This window comes from Streptomyces thermoalcalitolerans (assembly GCF_039525155.1).
GTDB lineage: Bacteria > Actinomycetota > Actinomycetes > Streptomycetales > Streptomycetaceae > Streptomyces > Streptomyces thermovulgaris.
Window position 1 is genome coordinate 122,718 of the sequence record NZ_BAAAHG010000003.1, and the last position, 17,798, is coordinate 140,515.

14 protein-coding genes are annotated in these 17,798 nt (G+C 71.1%); 6 read left to right on the forward strand and 8 right to left on the reverse strand.

Translation table 11 applies throughout. The features are described 5' to 3' along the window. Position 1: 1 nt before the first annotated feature. The 3 genes from zwf to pgl are packed head-to-tail and all read left to right on the forward strand — an operon-like array spanning position 2 to position 3,338. Positions 2 to 1,540 (forward strand): glucose-6-phosphate dehydrogenase, encoded by a 1,539-nt coding sequence (zwf, locus tag ABD224_RS03340; protein ID WP_344046545.1) that lies wholly within the window; start codon positions 2 to 4, stop codon positions 1,538 to 1,540. Then, on the forward strand, positions 1,537 to 2,559 hold the full coding sequence (gene opcA, locus ABD224_RS03345; protein WP_344046547.1) for a glucose-6-phosphate dehydrogenase assembly protein OpcA: 1,023 nt from the start codon (positions 1,537 to 1,539) through the stop codon (positions 2,557 to 2,559). The genes zwf and opcA overlap by 4 nt, the downstream gene beginning before the upstream one ends. Positions 2,560 to 2,597: 38 nt before the next feature. Further along, a complete protein-coding gene (gene pgl / locus ABD224_RS03350; protein WP_425580907.1) occupies positions 2,598 to 3,338 on the forward strand; it encodes a 6-phosphogluconolactonase in 741 nt (246 codons plus the stop codon). A 204-nt stretch (positions 3,339 to 3,542) separates the two neighbouring features. Here the strand turns inward: pgl and ABD224_RS03355 are convergent, their stop codons facing one another. From ABD224_RS03355 to ABD224_RS03375, 5 genes are all read right to left on the reverse strand, one after another. Continuing rightward, positions 3,543 to 4,382, reverse strand: a complete 840-nt coding sequence (locus ABD224_RS03355) for a carbohydrate ABC transporter permease (RefSeq protein ID WP_344046551.1) — start codon at positions 4,380 to 4,382, stop codon at positions 3,543 to 3,545. Further along, positions 4,379 to 5,749, reverse strand: a complete 1,371-nt coding sequence (locus ABD224_RS03360) for an ABC transporter permease (RefSeq protein WP_344046553.1) — start codon at positions 5,747 to 5,749, stop codon at positions 4,379 to 4,381. Before ABD224_RS03360 ends, ABD224_RS03355 begins: the two co-directional genes overlap by 4 nt. 6 nt (positions 5,750 to 5,755) lie before the next feature. Further along, positions 5,756 to 7,096, reverse strand: coding sequence for an ABC transporter substrate-binding protein (locus ABD224_RS03365; RefSeq protein ID WP_344046555.1), 1,341 nt, complete (start codon positions 7,094 to 7,096; stop codon positions 5,756 to 5,758). A gap of 56 nt (positions 7,097 to 7,152) precedes the next feature. After that, a complete protein-coding gene (locus ABD224_RS03370) occupies positions 7,153 to 8,784 on the reverse strand; it encodes a glycoside hydrolase family 13 protein (protein ID WP_344046557.1) in 1,632 nt (543 codons plus the stop codon). A gap of 191 nt (positions 8,785 to 8,975) precedes the next feature. Then, positions 8,976 to 10,247 carry an ABC transporter substrate-binding protein gene (locus tag ABD224_RS03375; RefSeq protein WP_344046559.1) on the reverse strand — a complete coding sequence of 424 codons (1,272 nt, stop codon included), beginning with the start codon at positions 10,245 to 10,247 and terminating at the stop codon, positions 8,976 to 8,978. Between the two features lie 135 nt (positions 10,248 to 10,382). Between ABD224_RS03375 and ABD224_RS03380 the strand changes: the two genes are divergently transcribed. Genes ABD224_RS03380 through ABD224_RS03390 form a run of 3 tightly spaced genes read left to right on the forward strand, consistent with a single transcriptional unit; the run spans position 10,383 to position 13,985 of the window. Then, a complete protein-coding gene (locus tag ABD224_RS03380; protein ID WP_344046561.1) occupies positions 10,383 to 10,898 on the forward strand; it encodes a PadR family transcriptional regulator in 516 nt (171 codons plus the stop codon). Next, complete coding sequence (locus ABD224_RS03385; RefSeq protein ID WP_344046563.1) at positions 10,895 to 11,650, forward strand: ABC transporter ATP-binding protein; 756 nt, start codon at positions 10,895 to 10,897, stop codon at positions 11,648 to 11,650. Before ABD224_RS03380 ends, ABD224_RS03385 begins: the two co-directional genes overlap by 4 nt. A 52-nt stretch (positions 11,651 to 11,702) precedes the next feature. Next, positions 11,703 to 13,985 (forward strand): ABC transporter permease, encoded by a 2,283-nt coding sequence (locus tag ABD224_RS03390; protein WP_344046731.1) that lies wholly within the window; start codon positions 11,703 to 11,705, stop codon positions 13,983 to 13,985. A gap of 158 nt (positions 13,986 to 14,143) precedes the next feature. On the opposite strand, the gene pgi is transcribed toward ABD224_RS03390, so the two are convergent. The 3 genes from pgi to ABD224_RS03405 all read right to left on the reverse strand — a co-directional run bounded on the left by pgi (position 14,144) and on the right by ABD224_RS03405 (position 17,565). Continuing rightward, positions 14,144 to 15,799, reverse strand: a complete 1,656-nt coding sequence (gene pgi, locus ABD224_RS03395; RefSeq protein WP_344046565.1) for a glucose-6-phosphate isomerase — start codon at positions 15,797 to 15,799, stop codon at positions 14,144 to 14,146. A 58-nt stretch (positions 15,800 to 15,857) separates the two neighbouring features. Beyond that, positions 15,858 to 17,126, reverse strand: a complete 1,269-nt coding sequence (locus ABD224_RS03400; protein WP_344046567.1) for an MFS transporter — start codon at positions 17,124 to 17,126, stop codon at positions 15,858 to 15,860. A 151-nt stretch (positions 17,127 to 17,277) separates the two neighbouring features. Beyond that, complete coding sequence (locus ABD224_RS03405) at positions 17,278 to 17,565, reverse strand: RNA polymerase-binding protein RbpA (protein ID WP_344046733.1); 288 nt, start codon at positions 17,563 to 17,565, stop codon at positions 17,278 to 17,280. Between the last annotated feature and the right edge of the window lie 233 nt (positions 17,566 to 17,798).

Consider the following 17,798-nt stretch of genomic DNA (forward strand, 5'->3'; position numbering starts at 1 on the left):
CTTGGCTCCCCTTTCCGTCATTGGGGCGAACCCGCTCCGTGACCCCGCCGACCGACGGCTCCCGCGTATCGCGGGGCCGTCGGGCCTGGTCATCTTCGGGGTCACCGGCGACCTGTCGCGCAAGAAGCTGATGCCCGCGGTGTACGACCTCGCCAACCGGGGTCTGCTGCCGCCTGGCTTCTCCCTGGTCGGCTTCGCCCGCCGCGACTGGGAGAACGAGGACTTCGCCCAGGTGGTGCACGACGCCGTCAAGGAGCACGCGCGCACGCCGTTCCGCGAGGAGGTCTGGCAGCAGCTCCTCCAGGGGATGCGCTTCGTGCAGGGCACCTTCGACGACGACGACGCGTTCGAACGGCTGCGCGGGACGATCGAGGAACTGGACAAGGCGCAGGGCACGGGCGGCAACTTCGCCTTCTATCTGTCGGTGCCGCCGAAGTCCTTCCCCGTCGTCATCAAGCAGCTGAAGAAGCACGGCCTGGCCGAGCAGCCGCCCGGCTCCTGGCGGCGCGCGGTCATCGAGAAGCCGTTCGGCCACGACCTGAAGTCGGCCGAGGAGCTGAACAAGGTCGTGCACGAGGTCTTCGCCCCGGAGCAGGTCTTCCGCATCGACCACTACCTGGGCAAGGAGACCGTCCAGAACATCCTGGCGCTGCGCTTCGCCAACCAGATGTTCGAACCGATCTGGAACCGGTCCTATGTGGACCATGTGCAGATCACCATGGCCGAGGACATCGGCATCGGCGGCCGGGCCGGCTACTACGACGGCATCGGCGCCGCCCGTGACGTGATCCAGAACCATCTGCTGCAACTGCTCGCGCTGACCGCGATGGAGGAGCCCGCCTCCTTCGACGCGGACGCGCTGGCCGCGGAGAAGACCAAGGTGCTCGGCGCGGTGAGGCTGCCGAGCGACCTGGGCAAGTACACGGTGCGCGGGCAGTACGCGGCCGGCTGGCAGGGCGGCGAGAAGGTGATCGGCTACCTCGAGGAAGAGGGCATCGACAAGCAGTCGAAGACCGACACCTACGCGGCCGTCAAGCTGGAGATCGACAACCGCCGCTGGGCGGGCGTCCCCTTCTATCTGCGCACCGGCAAGCGGCTGGGCCGCCGGGTCACCGAGATCGCGGTGGTGTTCCAGCGGGCCCCGCACTCCCCCTTCGACACCTCGGCCACCGAGGAGCTCGGGCAGAACGCCATCGTCATCCGGGTCCAGCCGGACGAGGGCGTCACCGTCCGCTTCGGCTCCAAGGTGCCGGGCACGTCGATGGAGATCCGGGACGTGTCGATGGACTTCGCGTACGGCGAGTCCTTCACGGAGTCCAGCCCGGAGGCGTACGAGCGGCTGATCCTGGACGTGCTGCTCGGCGACTCCAACCTGTTCCCGCGCACCGAGGAGGTCGAGCTGTCCTGGAAGATCCTCGACCCCATCGAGGAGTACTGGGACAAGCACGGCAGGCCCGCGCAGTACGCGTCGGGGACGTGGGGGCCGGCCGAGGCGGACGAGATGCTCGCACGAGACGGACGGAGCTGGCGGCGGCCATGAAGATAGACCTGACCGACACCACGTCCAGCAAGATCAACAAGGCGCTGGTGCGGGGCCGCCGGGCGATCGGCACCCCGGCCGTGGGCATGGTGCTCACCCTGGTCATCGTCACCGACGAGGAGAACGCCTACGACGCGCTGAAAGCCGCCGGCAACGCCTCGCGGGAGCACCCCTCGCGCATTCTGCTGGTCATCAGGCGGGTCTCGCGCACCCCGCGAGACCGCACGTCCTCGCGGCTGGACGCCGAGGTGCGGGTGGGCGCGGACGCGGGCACCGGCGAGACGGTGGTGCTGCGGCTGTACGGCGAGGTCGCCGACCAGGCCCAGTCGGTGGTGCTGCCGCTGCTGCTGCCCGACGCGCCGGTCGTGGTGTGGTGGCCGGTGAACGCCCCGCTGAACCCGGCCGGGGACCCGCTGGGCTCCCTGGCACAGCGCCGGATCACCGACACCTACACCTCCGAGCACCCGGTGCAGGAGCTCTCGGCGCGCGCCCAGGCGTACACCCCGGGGGACACGGATCTGGCGTGGACCCGGATCACGCCCTGGCGTTCGATGCTGGCCGCCGCCCTCGACCAGGTCACCTGCACGGTGGAGTCCGTCGAGGTGGAGGGCGAGGAGTTCAACCCGAGCTGCGAGCTGCTGGCGATGTGGCTCGCGGACCGGCTGGGCGTACCGGTGAAACGTTCCCCGTCCGGCGGGCCGGGGCTGACCGCGGTCCGTCTGGCCACCAACCGCGGTCCGATCACCCTGGACCGGGCCGACGGCCGCCTGGCGACCCTGTCCATCGAGGGTCAGCCGGAGCGCGCGGTGGCCCTGAAGCGGCGCGACACGGCCGAGCTGCTCGCGGAGGAGCTGCGCCGGCTGGACCCGGACGACATCTACGCCTCGGCGCTGAAGTTCGGCGTGGAGAAGCTGAACGCGCCCGTGGCGTCCCCGGTGTCCGCGGCGGCCCCGGTTTCTCCGGCCTCCCCGCAGGAGCCGGCCGCGCTGCCCGTGCCGCGGGAGGAGGCGGTGCAGTGAGCACTCCCCAGCTGGTCGTCCACCGGGACAAGGAGCTGATGGCGCAGGCCGCCGCGGCCCGTCTGATCACCCGGATCGTGGACGCGCAGGCGTCCAGGGGCTCGGCGTCCGTGGTGCTCACCGGCGGCCGCAACGGCAACGGCGTCCTGGCCGCCCTGGCGGCCGCGCCCGCCCGGGACGCCATCGACTGGAGCCGTCTGGACCTGTGGTGGGGCGACGAGCGGTTCCTGCCGGAGGGCGACCCGGAGCGCAATGTCACCCAGGCCCGCAAGGCCCTGCTGGACTCCGTGCCCGTGGACCCCAAGCGGGTGCACGCCATGCCCGCCTCGGACGGCCCCTGGGGCGCGGACGTCGAGGCGGCGGCGGAGGCCTACGCCGAGGAGCTGGCCCGCGCGGCCGGGCCCGAAAGCCACGGTCCGGTCCCGGCGTTCGACGTCCTGATGCTGGGCGTGGGTCCGGACACCCATGTGGCGTCGCTCTTCCCGGAGCACCCCGGGGTGCGGGAGACCGAGCGCACGGTCATCGGCGTCCACGGCTCCCCGAAGCCGCCGCCGACCCGGATCTCGCTCACCCTTCCCGCCATCCGCTCGGCCCGCGAGGTCTGGCTGCTGGCGGCGGGCGAGGACAAGGCGAACGCGGTGGCCATCGCCCTCTCGGGCGCGGGTGAGATCCAGGCCCCGGCAGCGGGCGCGTACGGCCGGGCCCGCACCCTGTGGCTCCTGGACACCGCGGCGGCCGCACAGCTTCCGAAGTCGCTGTATCCGCCGGCGCTGGCGTGAAAGAAGCCCGTCAAAAGGCCCGTCAAAAAGGCCCGTGAAAAGGTCCGTCCGGCGCTCGAGACGAGAGCCCAGGAGTCGTCGAGCGCCGGACGGGAGGTGGGGTGCGCCCCGGGTCGGGAACGGGGCGTACCCCGGACCGGGAGCAGGAGGGGGCGGCGGGGCGGGAAACCCGGGCCGTCGTCCCCGCCGGCCGTTCTCACCTTCCTACTTCACCGATCCCGCCATCACTCCCTGCACGAAGTGCCGCTGGAAGGCGAAGAACACGATCACCGGCACCACCAGGGACAGGAACGCCCCCGGCGCCAGCACGTCGATGTTGCTTCCGAACTGCCGGATCTGCGACTGCAGTTCCACCGTCAGCGGCTGCGACGAGGTGTCCGCGAACAGCAGGGCCACCAGCATGTCGTTCCACACCCACAGGAACTGGAAGATGGCGAGGCTGGCGATCGCCGGCCGGCCCACCGGCAGCACCAGCCGGGTGAAGATCCGCCACTCGGTGCCGCCGTCCATCCGGGCCGCCTCCAGCATCTCCTTCGGTATCTCGGCGAAGTAGTTCCGCAGCAGGAACACGGCGAACGGCAGCCCATAGGCCACGTGGAAGAGCACCACGCCGGGGATCGTGCCGAACAGGCCCAGCTGCCCGAAGAGCTTCGCCACCGGCAGCAGACCGATCTGCACGGGCACCACCAGCAACGCCACCACCAGCAGGAACAACGGGTCCCGCCCCGGGAAGTCCAGCCAGGCGAAGGCGTATCCGGCCAGCGCCGCGATGATGACGACCAGCACCGTCGCCGGCACCGAGATGAGCACGGTGTTCCAGAACGCCTGCGTCATGCCCGCGTTCTTCAGCAGCGCCGAGTAGTTCTCGAACGACAGCTGCGCCGGGTCGGCGAACACCGTCCACCAGCCGCCCCTCGCGTTGTCCTCCGGCGACCGCAGCGACGACGCGAGGAGTCCGACGAGCGGGGTCAGCCAGAGCAGGCCGACCACCACGAGGAACGCCTGGACGAGCCAGTGGCCCAGGCCCCGCCTGATCGCGTTCATCGCTGACTCCTTCGGAAACGGCGGATGTTGAACACCATCGCGGGGATCACCAGGACCAGCAGCAGCACACCGAGCGCACTGCCGAGACCCTGGTTGTTGCCGCCGCCGAAGGACACCAGCCACATCTGGGTCGCCAGCACGGTGGCGTCCTCCTGCACCGGGCCGGGTGCGATGATGTAGACGAGGTCGAAGACCTTCATCACGTTGATCACGAGGGTGACGAAGACGACCGTCAGGACGGGGGCCAGCAGCGGCACCGTGATCCGGCGGAAGATCTGCCATTCGTTCGCCCCGTCGATGCGCGCCGCCTCCAGCGCGTCCCGCGGCAGCGTGGACAGTCCGGCCCCGATCAGCACCATCGAGAACCCGGTCCAGATCCACAGGTACGCCCCGATGATCATGGGGGTGACCAGCGTCGGGCCGAGCCAGGAGATGCCCTGGTAGGGTGGGTCGAAGTTGGACTTGGGCAGCTTCACCTGGTACGACCCGGCCTCCAGGCCGGTGAAGCGGAAGGAGCCGTCGGAGGCGGTCGTGGTGCTCGCGACGGTCTTCCCGTCACGCACGGCCTCGACCTTCATGCCGGGCAGTCCGCTCTCGTTGCTGTCGACCTCGCCCTGGGTGCCGCCTCCACCGGGGGTGAAGTCCAGGTAGACGACACCGCGCAGCTCGTCCCCCGCGGCCTCCTTCCCGGCCGCCGCGTACGCCGGCTTGGCGTCACCCGGCAGCTCCTTGGGCGGCACGCCGACCATCGGCAGATGCACCGTGTCGCCCGGCGACAGGCCGGCACGGGTGGTGTACGAGCCGTCGTCGCCCCGGGTCAGCCCGTGTCCCTCGCGGGCGCGGGCGGCGGGATACGACGAGGAGTCCTCGAAGAGGTCGTGCACGGCGACCACCGCGGCGTTGAGCACGCCCTTGTCCGGGTCCTCGTCGTAGGCGAGCCGGAAGATGATGCCGGCGGCCAGGAAGGACACGGCCATCGGCATGAACAGCAGCAGCTTGAACGCCGTCGCCCAACGGACCTTCTCCACCAGGACGGCGAGGATCAGTCCGAGTCCGGTGAGCAGCACCGGGGCCACGACCACCCAGATCGCGGTGTTCCGGATGGCCTTCAGCGTCGCCGGGTTGCTGAACATCTCGGTGTAGTTGTCCGCCCCGACGAACCGGGTGCCGGAGGCGTCGAAGAGACTCCGGCCGATGGAGAACAGCACCGGGTAGACGACCAGCGCGCCGAGCAGCAGCAGCGCGGGGAGCACGAACAGCAGGGCGATGACCTGCCCCCGCCGCCGCGCCCGGCGACGCGCCTGGGCGTCAGGGGCGGGCGACGGGGGGCTCACGCCCTTCTTCTTCGTGAGCGTGGTGGACGACATGGCAGGTCAGCCCTGGTCCTTGTAGGCCTTGGCCGCCGCGGCCTCGAGCTTCGCCGCCGTGCCCTTCGGGTCCGACGGGTCGCGCAGGAAGTCCTGCAGGATCTTCCACTCACCGGCCCCGCTGGTGCCGCCGAAGGCCGCCGGGGCCTGGTCGGACATGTCGAACCGGACCGCGTCCGCGTCACCGGCCTCGACCAGGGACTTGGCGGTGGCACGGGTGACGTCGTCGCCGTAGGAGGCGAGGTCGAGGTTCTTGTTCGGGGACAGGAAGCCGCCGGCCTTGGCCCACACGGCCGCGGCCTCCGGAGTGGCCAGGAACTCCACGAGCTTCATACCGGCCTTGGGGTTCTTGCCGTCCTTGAGGACGACCGCCGCGTCACCGCCGCTGACCACCGGCGCGTTGCCGCCGTCGACCGGCGGGAACGGGAAGAAGTTCGCGTCCTCGCCGATCTTCTTGCCGAACTGGTCGTGGGCGACACCGGCGACGAAGTCGCCCTCGTAGACCATGCCCGCCTCGGGCTTGGGGCCGAACACCTTCTCCACCGAACCCGGGAAGTCGGTGTTCAGGGCCTCCTTCTGCCCGCCCGCGATCAGCTGCTTGTCCTTGAACAGCTTGCCGAGCGTGGTGAGCGCCTTGACCACGCTGTCGTCGGTCCACTTCAGCTTGTGCGCGGCGAGGGCGTCGTACTTCTCGGCGCCGGCCTGGGAGAGGTAGATGTTCTCGAACCAGTCGGTCAGGGTCCAGCCGTCCTGTCCGGCGACCGCGAAGGCGGCGAGCCCGGAGTCGGAGATGGTGCGTCCGGCGTCGAGCATCTCGTCGTACGTCTTGGGCGGCTTGACCCCGGCCTGGTCGAGTGCCTCGGGGCTGTACCAGACGGTCGACTTGTGGGCGGCCTTGAAGTACAGGCCGTACAGGGTGTTGTCGACGCTGCCGTACTGCTTCCACACGGGCGCGAAGTTGGCGTCCACCGACTTCTGGGCGGTGTCGGACAGCGGCTCGAGCCAGCCCTTCCTGGCGAACTGCTGGAGCACGCCGAGCTGCGGGACCATCACGACGTCGGGGGCGTTGCCGCCCTCGATCTTGCTGCCGACGACGGTGGAGACATTGTCACCGGTCGACATGAACTGCGTCTTGGCGCCGGTCTTCTCCGAGAACGCGTCCAGCACCTTCTGGAAGTTCTTCTGCTCACTGCCGGACCAGACGCCGGCCACGGTGACCGTCTGACCGCTGAGCGACTTGTCGCCGCCGCTCGCGGGGACGGGGTCGGAACCACCGCAGGCGGTCGTGCCGAGCGCCAGAGCGAGAGCGATGCAGCCGGTGAGGAGGGTGGTACGTCGTCGCATCATCGTTGATGTCCCTTCATCGGATGGGAAAGTGACGGTTCTTACAAGCCGGCGGCACCTCAGGGCTCGGGGGTCTCGTCGGTGACCCACCAGGCGGCGGTCGATCCGGCGAGCACTCCGGGCGGACAGGGACCGCTGGTCAGCAGCGGAACGCCGGGGACCGGCGCGGGCATGGGGGCCGTACCGAAGTTGACGGCGCAGACCAGGTCGTCGCGGGCGAAGGCGAGGACGTCCGGCGGGGTGTCCAGCCAGCGCAGCGTGCCCTCGCCCAACTGGGGCAGCGAGGAGCGCAGTTGCAGGCCGTCGCGGTACAGGTGCCAGAAGGAGCGGGTGTCGGCGAGGGCACGCTCGGTGACGTACTCGGCGAAGTAGTCCGGCTGCGGCAGCCAGGGCTTGGCGTTCTGCTCCCCGGTGGTGAAGCCGAACGGGGAGGCCTGGCCCGACCAGGGCAGCGGCACCCGGCAGCCGTCGCGGATGCGGGCCCGGCTTCCGGTGCGGTGGAAGATCGGGTCGGTGAGCACGTCGTCGGGCAGGTCGACGACCTCGGGCAGGCCCAGTTCCTCGCCCTGGTAGATGTACGCGGCTCCGGGCAGCGCCAGCATCAGCAGCGCGGCGGCGCGGGCGCGGGCGGCCCCCAGTCCGCTCCCCCCGGTGGCGGGTTCGCCGTAGCGGGTGACGGCGCGGACCTGGTCGTGGTTGTTGAGGACCCAGGTGACCGTGGACCCGGTGCCGGCGATGTCCTTCATGGCCTCGGAGATGACCTTGCGGAAGGCGTCGGCGTCCCAGGGAGCGCCGAGCAGGTCGAAGAAGAAGGCCTGGTGCAGCTCGTCGGGGCGGACGTACTTGGCGTGCTCGCGGGCGCTGGGCACGGACACCTCGCCGACCAGCAGGCGTTCGCGGCCGTCGCGTGCGGTGTACTCCTCGCACACCGAGCGCCAGTGCCGCCACACGTCGTGCACCTCGGGCTGGTTCCAGGCGAGCGGGTTGACCGAGTCGCGGGCGCGGGCGTCGGCCTCGGGGTCGTCCGCGTCGGGCAGCTCGGGGTGCTTGTAGAGGCCGGCGGCGACGTCGACACGGAAGCCGTCGACACCCCGGTCGAGCCAGAAGCGGAGGATCCGGTCGAACTCGGCGGAGATCTCGGGGTTGCGCCAGTTCCAGTCGGGCTGCTCGGGCGTGAACATGTGCAGGTACCACTGGCCGGGGCGGCCGTCCGGCTCGGTGACCCGGGTCCAGGCGGGGCCGCCGAACATGGCGTGCCAGTTGTTGGGCGGCTCGGAGCCGTCGGGGCCGCGGCCGTCGGCGAAGTGGAAACGGGCGCGGGCGGCGCTGCCGGGTCCGGCGGCCAGCGCCTCGCGGAACCACGGATGTTCGCTCGAGCAGTGGTTGGGGACGATGTCCAGCAGCACCTTGATGCCGAGCCGGTGGGCGGCCGCCACCAGCCGGTCGAACTCCTCGAGGTCCCCGAAGACCGGATCGACGTCGCAGTAGTCGGCGACGTCGTACCCGTGGTCGTGCTGCGGAGAGGGGTAGAAGGGGCTCAGCCAGATCCCGTCGACGCCCAGCTTCTTCAGATAGGGCAGTCCCGCGCGGACGCCGGCCAGATCGCCGATGCCGTCACCGGTGCTGTCCAGAAAACTCCGGACGTACACCTGGTAGATCACGGCGTCGCGCCACCAACCATGCCTGTTCAACCCGTTGACCTGTTCCTGTGGGAAGGGCACTTGTTATGCATGCATGTTAAGTATCGGTGTCGGGAGAGTGTCAATGAATTGTGCGGCAGTTACCGGGTAGTTGGCCCTCTTAATCCGGATATTTCTGGGCGTATTGCACGCAGTCGAGACCCCCGCGTTACCTAACATGTAAGTAGGGAGATGGCTGAGACTCAGCGAGGGGAGACGGACGCGAGCTCACGGGCGAGCCGCCGTACGGCCGCCTCGGGCGTCTGCTGTCCGGTCAGGGTGTCGTGCACGACCGCCTGCACCACCAGACTGACCTGGTTGTAGTGCGCGCTCTTGGGGCGCGGCGCGGCCGCCAGCACGACCTTGCGCAGGGTCGGCAGATAGGGGAACTGCCGCACGAGTGCGGGGTCTTCGTAGAGCGCGGCGCGCACCGGCGGCAGCGCGCCCTCGGTGAGCACCTGGCGCTGGACGCGCTCGCTGGTGAGGTACGCGATCAGACGTGCGGCGGACTCGGGGTGCCGCGCATGGGTGGTGACGGCGAGGTTGGAGCCGCCGAGGACACTGGTCCCCGGCCCCTCGGGCCCGGGCAGCGGCACGGCACCGACCTTCCCGGCGACCGGGGAACCCGGCGCGGAGGCGACGGCGTAGGCGTACGGCCAGTTGCGCAGGAAGAGCAGCCGGCCGTCCCGGAAGGCCTGCTTGGACTCCTCCTCCTTGTACGTCAGCGCCTCCTTCGGGATCCAGCCCTCACGGAAGCCGCGTGCCAGGAAGCCGATGCCCTCGCGGGCGGCGCCCGAGTCGACGGTGACGCGCTCGCCCTCGTCGCCGAGGATCGTGCCGCCCGCCGAGTACACGGCCTCGGCCGCGTTGACGGTCAGCCCCTCGTACGGCAGGAACTGGCCCGCGTAGCCGTCCAGTCCGTACTTCGGTGCGATCGTCCTCGCGGCGTGCTCCAGCTCGGCCCAGGTGCGCGGCGGCGGGACGCCCTCCCGGTCGAGGATGTCCTTGCGGTACAGCAGGAGCCCGGCGTTCGTGACGTACGGCACCGCGTACAGCCGTCCGTTGTACGTGGCCGTGTCCACGACCGGCGGCAGGAAGTCCTCCAGCGGGAAGCGGTCGCGGGGCAGCGGGCGGATCCAGCCGGCGGCGGCGAACTCCGAGGTCCAGTTGACGTCGATGTTCAGCACGTCGAACCGGCTGCGGTTGCCGCCGCGCAGATCGGTGGTCATCTGCGCATGGGTCTCGTCGGCGGAGTCCGGCAGCTCGACGAGGGTGACCCGCTCGTCGGGGTGGGTGCGGTTCCAGCCCTCCAGAAGCGGACCGAGATAGCCGGTGAGATCGCCGGCGGTGGCCAGGGTGAGCGGTCCTCTGCCGTCGCCGCGGCCCTCGTCGGCACGGGCGCCGGAGGCGACACAGCCGACCATGACCATCACCAGGACAAGAAGGCCCCTACCGGCGGCACGTATCCACCGCATAGGTTCCTCCTTGCACACAGTCCAGGCGCCTTCGCCGGAAGTCAGGCCATGTATACCTGTTAGGTATGGGCGATACTAGGGGTTGGAGCACATTGCGTATGACGCGTCCGACGAGGCCCTAGGAGGAGAGCACGCGTGCGCCTGCCCCTCCTGGCCCTCCTCGCACGTGGTCCCGCCCACGGCTACGAGCTGAAGCAGGACCTTGAGCAACTGCTGGGCTCCGCGTACCCTCAGCCCAACATCGGCCAGATCTACGTGACCCTCGGCCGCCTCGAGAAGTCGGGACTGATCGAGGGCGAGGAGGTCGAACAGACCGGCCGCCCCAACAAGAAGATCTACCGCCTCACCGACGCCGGGCGCGAGGCGGTGAGTGCCTGGTTCCAGAAGCCCGAGGACGAGCCGCGGGTGCGGGACGAGTTCTTCCTGAAGCTCGCCCTCGCCCCGCAGACCGGCCTCGCGGACCAGATCGCTCTGATCAACAAGCAGCGGCGCCAGTACCTCAACACCATGCGCCAGCTGTCGAAACTGGCGGCGGCCGAGGACCGGGACAACAGAATCGCCCATCTGCTGATCGAGGGCGCCATGCTGCACCTGCAGGCCGACCTGGACTGGCTGGAACGGTGCCAGGAGGAACTGGAGGAGCTGGAGTGAGCGACGTCCGGGCTCCGGAGCTGCTGCGGGCCGAGGGGCTGGTGAAGACGCACTACGGCGAGGGTGCACCCGCACGTGCCGTGCGCGGGGTGGACCTGTCGGTGACGCGCGGCGAGTTCGTGGCGATCACCGGTCCCTCCGGGGCCGGCAAGTCCACGCTGCTGCATCTGCTCGGCGGGCTGCAGCGGCCGGACGAGGGCAGCATCTGGCTGGACGGCCGGTGCACCGACTCCTACAGCGAGGCCCGCTGGGCCGAGGAGCGCCGCAGCGGCATCGGCATCGTCTTCCAGTTCTTCAACCTGGTCTCCAATCTGTCCGTCGCCGACAATGTCGAGCTGCCCGCCCTGCTCGCCGGCCGCACCCCGAAAGAGGCCCGCGCCGAGCGGGAGGCCCTGCTGGCCGAGCTGGGGCTCGAGGACAAGGAGCGCAGCATGCCGGGCGAGCTGTCCGGCGGCGAGCAGCAGCGGGTCGCGCTCGCCCGCGCCCTGGTCAACCACCCGCCGCTGCTGCTGGCCGACGAACCGGCCGGCAGCCTCGACAGCAGGGGCACCCGTGAGGTGATGCGGCTGCTGTCCCGCTTCCACCAGCGGGGCCAGACGATCGTCATGGTCACCCATGACGCCCGGCTGGCGAGCTCCGCGGACCGGGTGATCAGCTTCTTCGACGGCCGGATCGTCGACGACATGACCCTGGACGGGACGACACCGTCACGGGGGCCGGGAATCTCGGATGTGCTGGAGCTGAGGGACTGAGTGCGGTGAAGTGCTGGGTGACGCACGCGCCCCGGGCGAGGGGCTGAGTCCGGTGCGGGCCATGTTGCGCTGGGCGCACTCGGATCTGCGCGCGCACCGCGGGGAGGCGCTGTTCTTCGTGCTGGCCACGGCCGGCATCGTCGCCTCGCTGCTGCTGGCCGCCGCGCTGTTCGGCTATGCGACCAACCCCTGGCAGCGGGTCTTCACCCAGTCCCACGGGGCCCATGTGTGGCTGCACACGGCGAGGTCCGCCGACACGGACCGGCTCGCCTCGCTGGACGGTGTGGAGGAGGTCACCGGCGCGTACCCCACCGAGACCGCCACCGTCTCCTCCCGGGGCATCCGCGCCCTGGTGGAACTGCGCGCCACGCCCTCACGGCCCGCTGTGGGCCGGCCGCTGCTCGTCGCCGGGCGCTGGCTGGACGCCCGGCAGCCGGACGGCGTGGTCCTGGAGAGCCGGCTGGCCCAGGCGCTGCTGGCCGAGCCCGGGGACGTCCTCACCCTGCCCGGGACCGCGCGCACCCTGACGGTGGTGGGCATCGCGGACAGCGCGGAGCCGCGCTACCGGCCGGGTGAGCGGGAGGGGGTGGTGTGGGCGCACCCGTCCGCGGTGCGCAACCCCAACAGCCGGGTGATCGGGCTGCGGCTGACCGACCCGGAGGACACCGACTACGCCGTCCAGCGCGCCGTCACCGTGCTGGGTGCGGGCGCGGTCGGCGAGGTGTCCACCTGGCAGCAGGCGTGGGCCGAGGCGCAGGGCGACAACCGGCTGCTCGGCCAGGTGCTGGGCCTGTTCGGCCTGGGCGCGCTGATCGCGGCCGGGCTGGCGGTGCACGGCGCGATCGGCACCCGGATCAGGGGGCACCTGCGGGACATCTCGGTGCTGAAGGCGATCGGCTTCACGCCCGATCAGGTGGTCCGGATCTTCCTGTTCCAGCATGTGGCGTACGCCGTGCTCGGCGCGGCGGCCGCGGCGGTGCTGACCCAGTCGCTGGGGGCGAGGATCCCGGGCCGGCTGGGCGACGCGGTCGGGGTGTGGCAGGGGCTGCCGAGCCACCCGGTGACGCTGTTCGCGGTGCCGGTGGGCGCGGTGCTGTTCATCGGCGCCGTGACGGGGCTGGCGGCCTGGCGGGCGGGACGGGTGCCGCCGGTGCCCGTGCCGCGGCCCGCGGCCGCGCCAGCCGTCCGGCTGAGGAGTCTGACCCGCCGGGTCCTGGGACTGGGGCTGTCGCCCGCGCTGGTGCTGGGCTGGCACAAGGTGGTCACCCTCCGGGTGCGCACCCTGGCCACGGTGGGACGGCTGGCGCTGCCGCTGCTGCTGATCGTGGTGGCGATGAGCGCGTGGTCGACGATCGACCGGTTCCACAGCAGGCCGGAGGAGGTGGGGCTGCCGGCCGCGTTGACCGTCCGCGCGGACAGCACTCTGAGCGACGAGGAGGCCCGGGCGCTGCTGGCCCGTGAGCGGGGGGTCGCCGCCGTCCACCCCGGGGTGGAGGTGGCCGCGCTCGTCCCCGGCCAGACGGCCACGATCGCCCTGCGGGGCCTGGGCACCCGTGAGGAGCCCTACCCGTACGCCCTGGCCGAGGGCCGCCGGCCCGACGGCCCCGACGAGGCGGTGGCCGGTCAGGGTCTGCTGGACCTGCTCGGCGTGCAGGTGGGCGACTGGGTCCGGATGATGGTGGGCGACCGGCCGCAGATCCTGCACATCGTGGGCCGCAGCCTGGAGCCGGAGAACGCCGGACGGGTGATCTCGGCCTCCCTGGAGACCCTCCGGGAGAACGATCCGGACCTGCGTCCCACGCTGTACCACCTCCGTCTCGCCCCGGACGCGGACCGCGACGCGGTCGCACGGTCCCTGGTCACCGCGGGGGGCGGGCACCTGGAGGTGCACGCCGTGCCCAATCCGGCCGACGGCCTGTCCCCGCTGGACGCGGTCGTCGTCGGTCTGGTCTGTGTGCTGGCCCTCATCGGTCTCATCGAGCTGCTGACGGCGATCGGCGGCACGATCCGTGAGAGCGAGCGGGACCTTCTGGCCCTGAAGGCCATCGGTCTCTCCCCCCGCCAGATCACCGCGATCACGGTCACGGCCACCGCTCTGTCGGCGCTGGCGGCCGCGCTGGCCGCCATCGCCCTGGGGCTGCCGCTGGCGCGCTGGCTGATCGACGCCCAGGGCAGATCGAGCGGCATCGGCACGGGAATCGCCCAGGAGCCGCCCCCGCTGCTCCTGCTGCTGCTCGGGGCGGCCGCCGTGCTGGGCGCCGCCGCCCTCGCCGCCCTCCCGGCCGCCCGGGCGGCCCGCCGCCGTCTGGCGGACACCCTGAGCGCGGTCGCCTGACTCCTTTCCGGGCCGCCGGCACACCGCCGGCCCGCCGCGTACGCGTGCGCGGCCTTCCGTGCTCCCCCGAGCGCTCGCCGTCACGACCGCCCGGGGACCGCATCACCCGGAGGGCGCCGGGGAAGCGGGCGACGGGTGCCGCCCGCTTCCCCGCCTTCTCACTGCCTGCCGCGCAGCTTCCGGTAGGTGGCGACCAGAGCCTTGGTGGAGGGGTCCAGGCCGGGTACCTCGGCGCCCTCGGTGAGCGCGGGCTCCACCCTCTTGGCCAGGACCTTGCCGAGCTCGACACCCCACTGGTCGAAGGAGTCGATGTCCCAGATCGCGCCCTGCACGAAGACCTTGTGCTCGTAGAGCGCGACGAGCTGGCCGAGCACCGACGGCGTCAGCTCGCGTGCGAGGATCGTGGTCGTGGGGTGGTTGCCCTTGAACGTCTTGTGCGGCACCAGGTCCTCGGGCACCCCTTCGGCGCGCACCTCGTCCGGGGTCTTGCCGAAGGCCAGCGCCTGCGTCTGGGCGAAGAAATTGGCCATCAGCAGGTCGTGCTGGGCCTTGAGTTCACCGTTCAGCTCGGCGACGGGCTCGGCGAAGCCGATGAAGTCCGCCGGGATCAGCTTGGTGCCCTGGTGGATCAACTGGTAGTACGCGTGCTGCCCGTTGGTGCCCGGCGTGCCCCACACAATGGGCCCGGTCTGCCACTCCACCTCGCGTCCGTCCCGGCCGACGTACTTGCCGTTGGACTCCATGTCGAGCTGCTGCAGATAGGCCGTGAACTTCGACAGGTAGTGCGAGTACGGCAGGACGGCGTGCGACTGGGCGCCGTGGAAGTTGTTGTACCAGATGCCCAGCAGGCCCAGCAGCAGCGGCACATTGGACTCGGCGGGCGCCGTGCGGAAGTGCTCGTCGACGAGGCGGAAGCCGTCGAGCATCTCCCGGAAGCGGTCCGGGCCGATGGCGATCATCAGGGACAGGCCGATCGCGGAGTCGTAGGAGTACCGTCCCCCGACCCAGTCCCAGAACTCGAACATGTTGGCCGTGTCGATGCCGAACTCGGCGACCTTCTGCGCGTTGGTCGACAGCGCCACGAAGTGCTTCGCGACGGCCTCCGGGCCGGCCTTGAGCTCACTGAGCAGCCAGTTCCGCGCCGAGGCGGCGTTGGTGACCGTCTCGATGGTGGTGAACGTCTTGGAGGCGATGATGAACAGCGTCTCCGCCGCGTCCAGGTCGCGGGTGGCCTCGTGCAGGTCGGCGCCGTCCACATTGGACACGAAGCGGACCGTGAGATCGCGGTCGGTGTAGGAGCGCAGCACCTCGTACGCCATCGCGGGGCCGAGGTCGGAGCCGCCGATGCCGACGTTGATCACATTGCGGATCCGCCGGCCGGTGTGGCCGGTCCACTCGCCGGAGCGGACACGGTCGGCGAAGTCGGCCATCTTGTCCAGCACCGCGTGCACCTTCGGTACGACGTTCTCCCCGTCGACCTCGATCACCGCGTCCCGCGGGGCGCGCAGCGCGGTGTGCAGCACGGCCCGGTTCTCGGTGACGTTGATCTTCTCGCCGCGGAACATGGCGTCCCGCAGGGCGAACACATTCGTCGCGGCGGCCAGCTCCCGCAGCAGCCGCAGCGTCTCGTCGGTGATCAGGTGCTTGGAGTAGTCGACGTACAGATCGCCGACCTGGAGGGTGTACGCCTCGCCGCGCTCGGGGTGGGCGGCGAACAGATCCCGCAGATGGGTGTCGGCGAGCTCCTCCCGGTGCTTGGCCAGGGCGGTCCACTCGGGCCTCTGGTTGAGCCTGGTACGGCCGTCTGCGTTCATTCGGACTTTCAGCCTCTTTTCTCGCTGTCCTGCCCCGCTGCCGGTCCAACCTAGTTGATCAGCGAGCGGCATGGGTCGTCGTGACGCCGTCGTCCGGCGTACCCACCTTTACGTCCACCGCTCGCACGGGTGTCAGCGCGGCCACGGACAGGACGAAGAACCCGGCCGTGAGCAGGGCCGGAAGGTTCGGTCCCCACGCGGCGGCGACCGCCCCGCCGAGCACCGCCCCGAGCGGCGCCCCGGCCACGGAGAAGGTGCGGAAGGCCGCGCTGATCCGGCCCAGCATCCCGGCGGGGCTGCGCTGCTGCATCAGGGTGGTCGTGTTGACGTTCCACACCATGCCCATCAGCCCGAACACGGCCAGTGCGGCCACCGCCACGGGCAGACTGCGCACCACTCCCATCACCACCAGCGCGGCGGTCTGCACCGTCCCGGCCAGCAGCACGGTCCGCACCCGTCCCAGCCGGGCCACGATCCGGCCGCCCGCCACTCCCCCGGCCAGGCTGCCGGCCGTGTACGCCGTCAGCGCCGCCGCGTATCCCTTGGTTCCGGCGCCCAGCCAGCCGGTCACGAGGATCACCAGGGTGGCGATGAGGGCGCCCATCCCGACGTTGCACAGCGCGGTGGCCGCGCACAGCCCGCGCAGCACCCGGTCCCGTCCCAGGGCGCGCAGTCCCTCGGCCGTCTCACGCCGCAGCGTGCTGCCCGCCGGTCTCGGCGGCCGTTCGGGTCCCGGGATCCGCAGGGAGGCCACGAGCGCGGCGGCCGCCAGATAAGTGGCGGCGTTGGCGGCGAACGGGGCCGCGGCACCGGCGGTGAGCAGCAGCGGCACGGCCGGGCCGCCGAGCAGCCCGCCGGCCACGCGCTGTCCGGTCATCAGCCGGGCGTTGGCGCTGCCCAGTGCCTGCGGCTCCACCAGGGCGGGCAGCAGGGCCGTGGCCGCGTTGTCGAAGAGCGTCTGCAGAGTGGTCAGCGCGAAGGCCAGGGCGAGAAGCAGGCCGATCGAGGCGTGCCCGAGGGCCACGGCCACGGCGAAACCGCCGACCAGCAGGGCCCGTACCGTGTCCACCGCCCACATCGCGCGCCGCTGGTCCACCCGGTCGGCGACGGCGCCGCCGAGCAGCCCGAAGACGATCCAGGGCAGCTGGCCGCAGGCCGCGACGGAGGAGATGAGCAGCGGGTCGTCGGTCAGCGACACGGCGAGCAGCGGCAGCGCGGCCGTACGCAGCGCATCACCGAAGCCGGACAGCACGGCGGCGCTCCACAGCCGCCCGAATCCCCCGCGCCAGGCGGGCCCACCCGTGCCCGCGGTCCCGCCCGATGCCATGGCTCTCCCCTCGGCGATTCACCTGTGCGGCACACCGTAGGGGGCGGCACTGACAACCGGTCCGCGGCGGCCGGTCGCCCGAACGCACGACGATTCCGGCCCGTCCGCGAGCGGCACAGGCCGGAACCGGCTTCTGGAACTGCTCCTGGATCTAGATCTCGCCCCGCAGCTTGGCGAGCGCCTCGGCGAGGATCGCCTCGCCGTCCGCGTCGCTGCGCCGCTCGCGCACATAGGCGAGGTGCGTCTTGTAGGGCTCGGTGCGCGGCGGTGCCGGCGGATTGTCCCGGTCCTGACCGGCCGGGAAACCACAGCGCGGGCAGTCCCAGGTGTCGGGGATCTGCGCGTCGGTGGCGAAGCTCGGCTGAGTCTCGTGCCCGTTGGCGCACCAGAAGGAGACGCGCACACGCGGCGCGGACTCACCGCGCTCGGCCTCGCCCATCGGCCCCGCCCCGACCCGGCTTCCTCGGATCGCGTTGCCACTTGCCACGGTGTAACTCCCTGCGTAATGGTGCCGCGAAGCGAGTCGGCGTACCGCTTCGCTGCGAGCGCCTCAGTCTACGTAAGGCCCAACGCGCGTCCAGTGACTGGAGTTACAGCCCCCCGCACACAGACGCAGGCCCCATGATAAGACGCGCCCGGGAGCGCGTACCGACCATGGGACCTTACGTACGG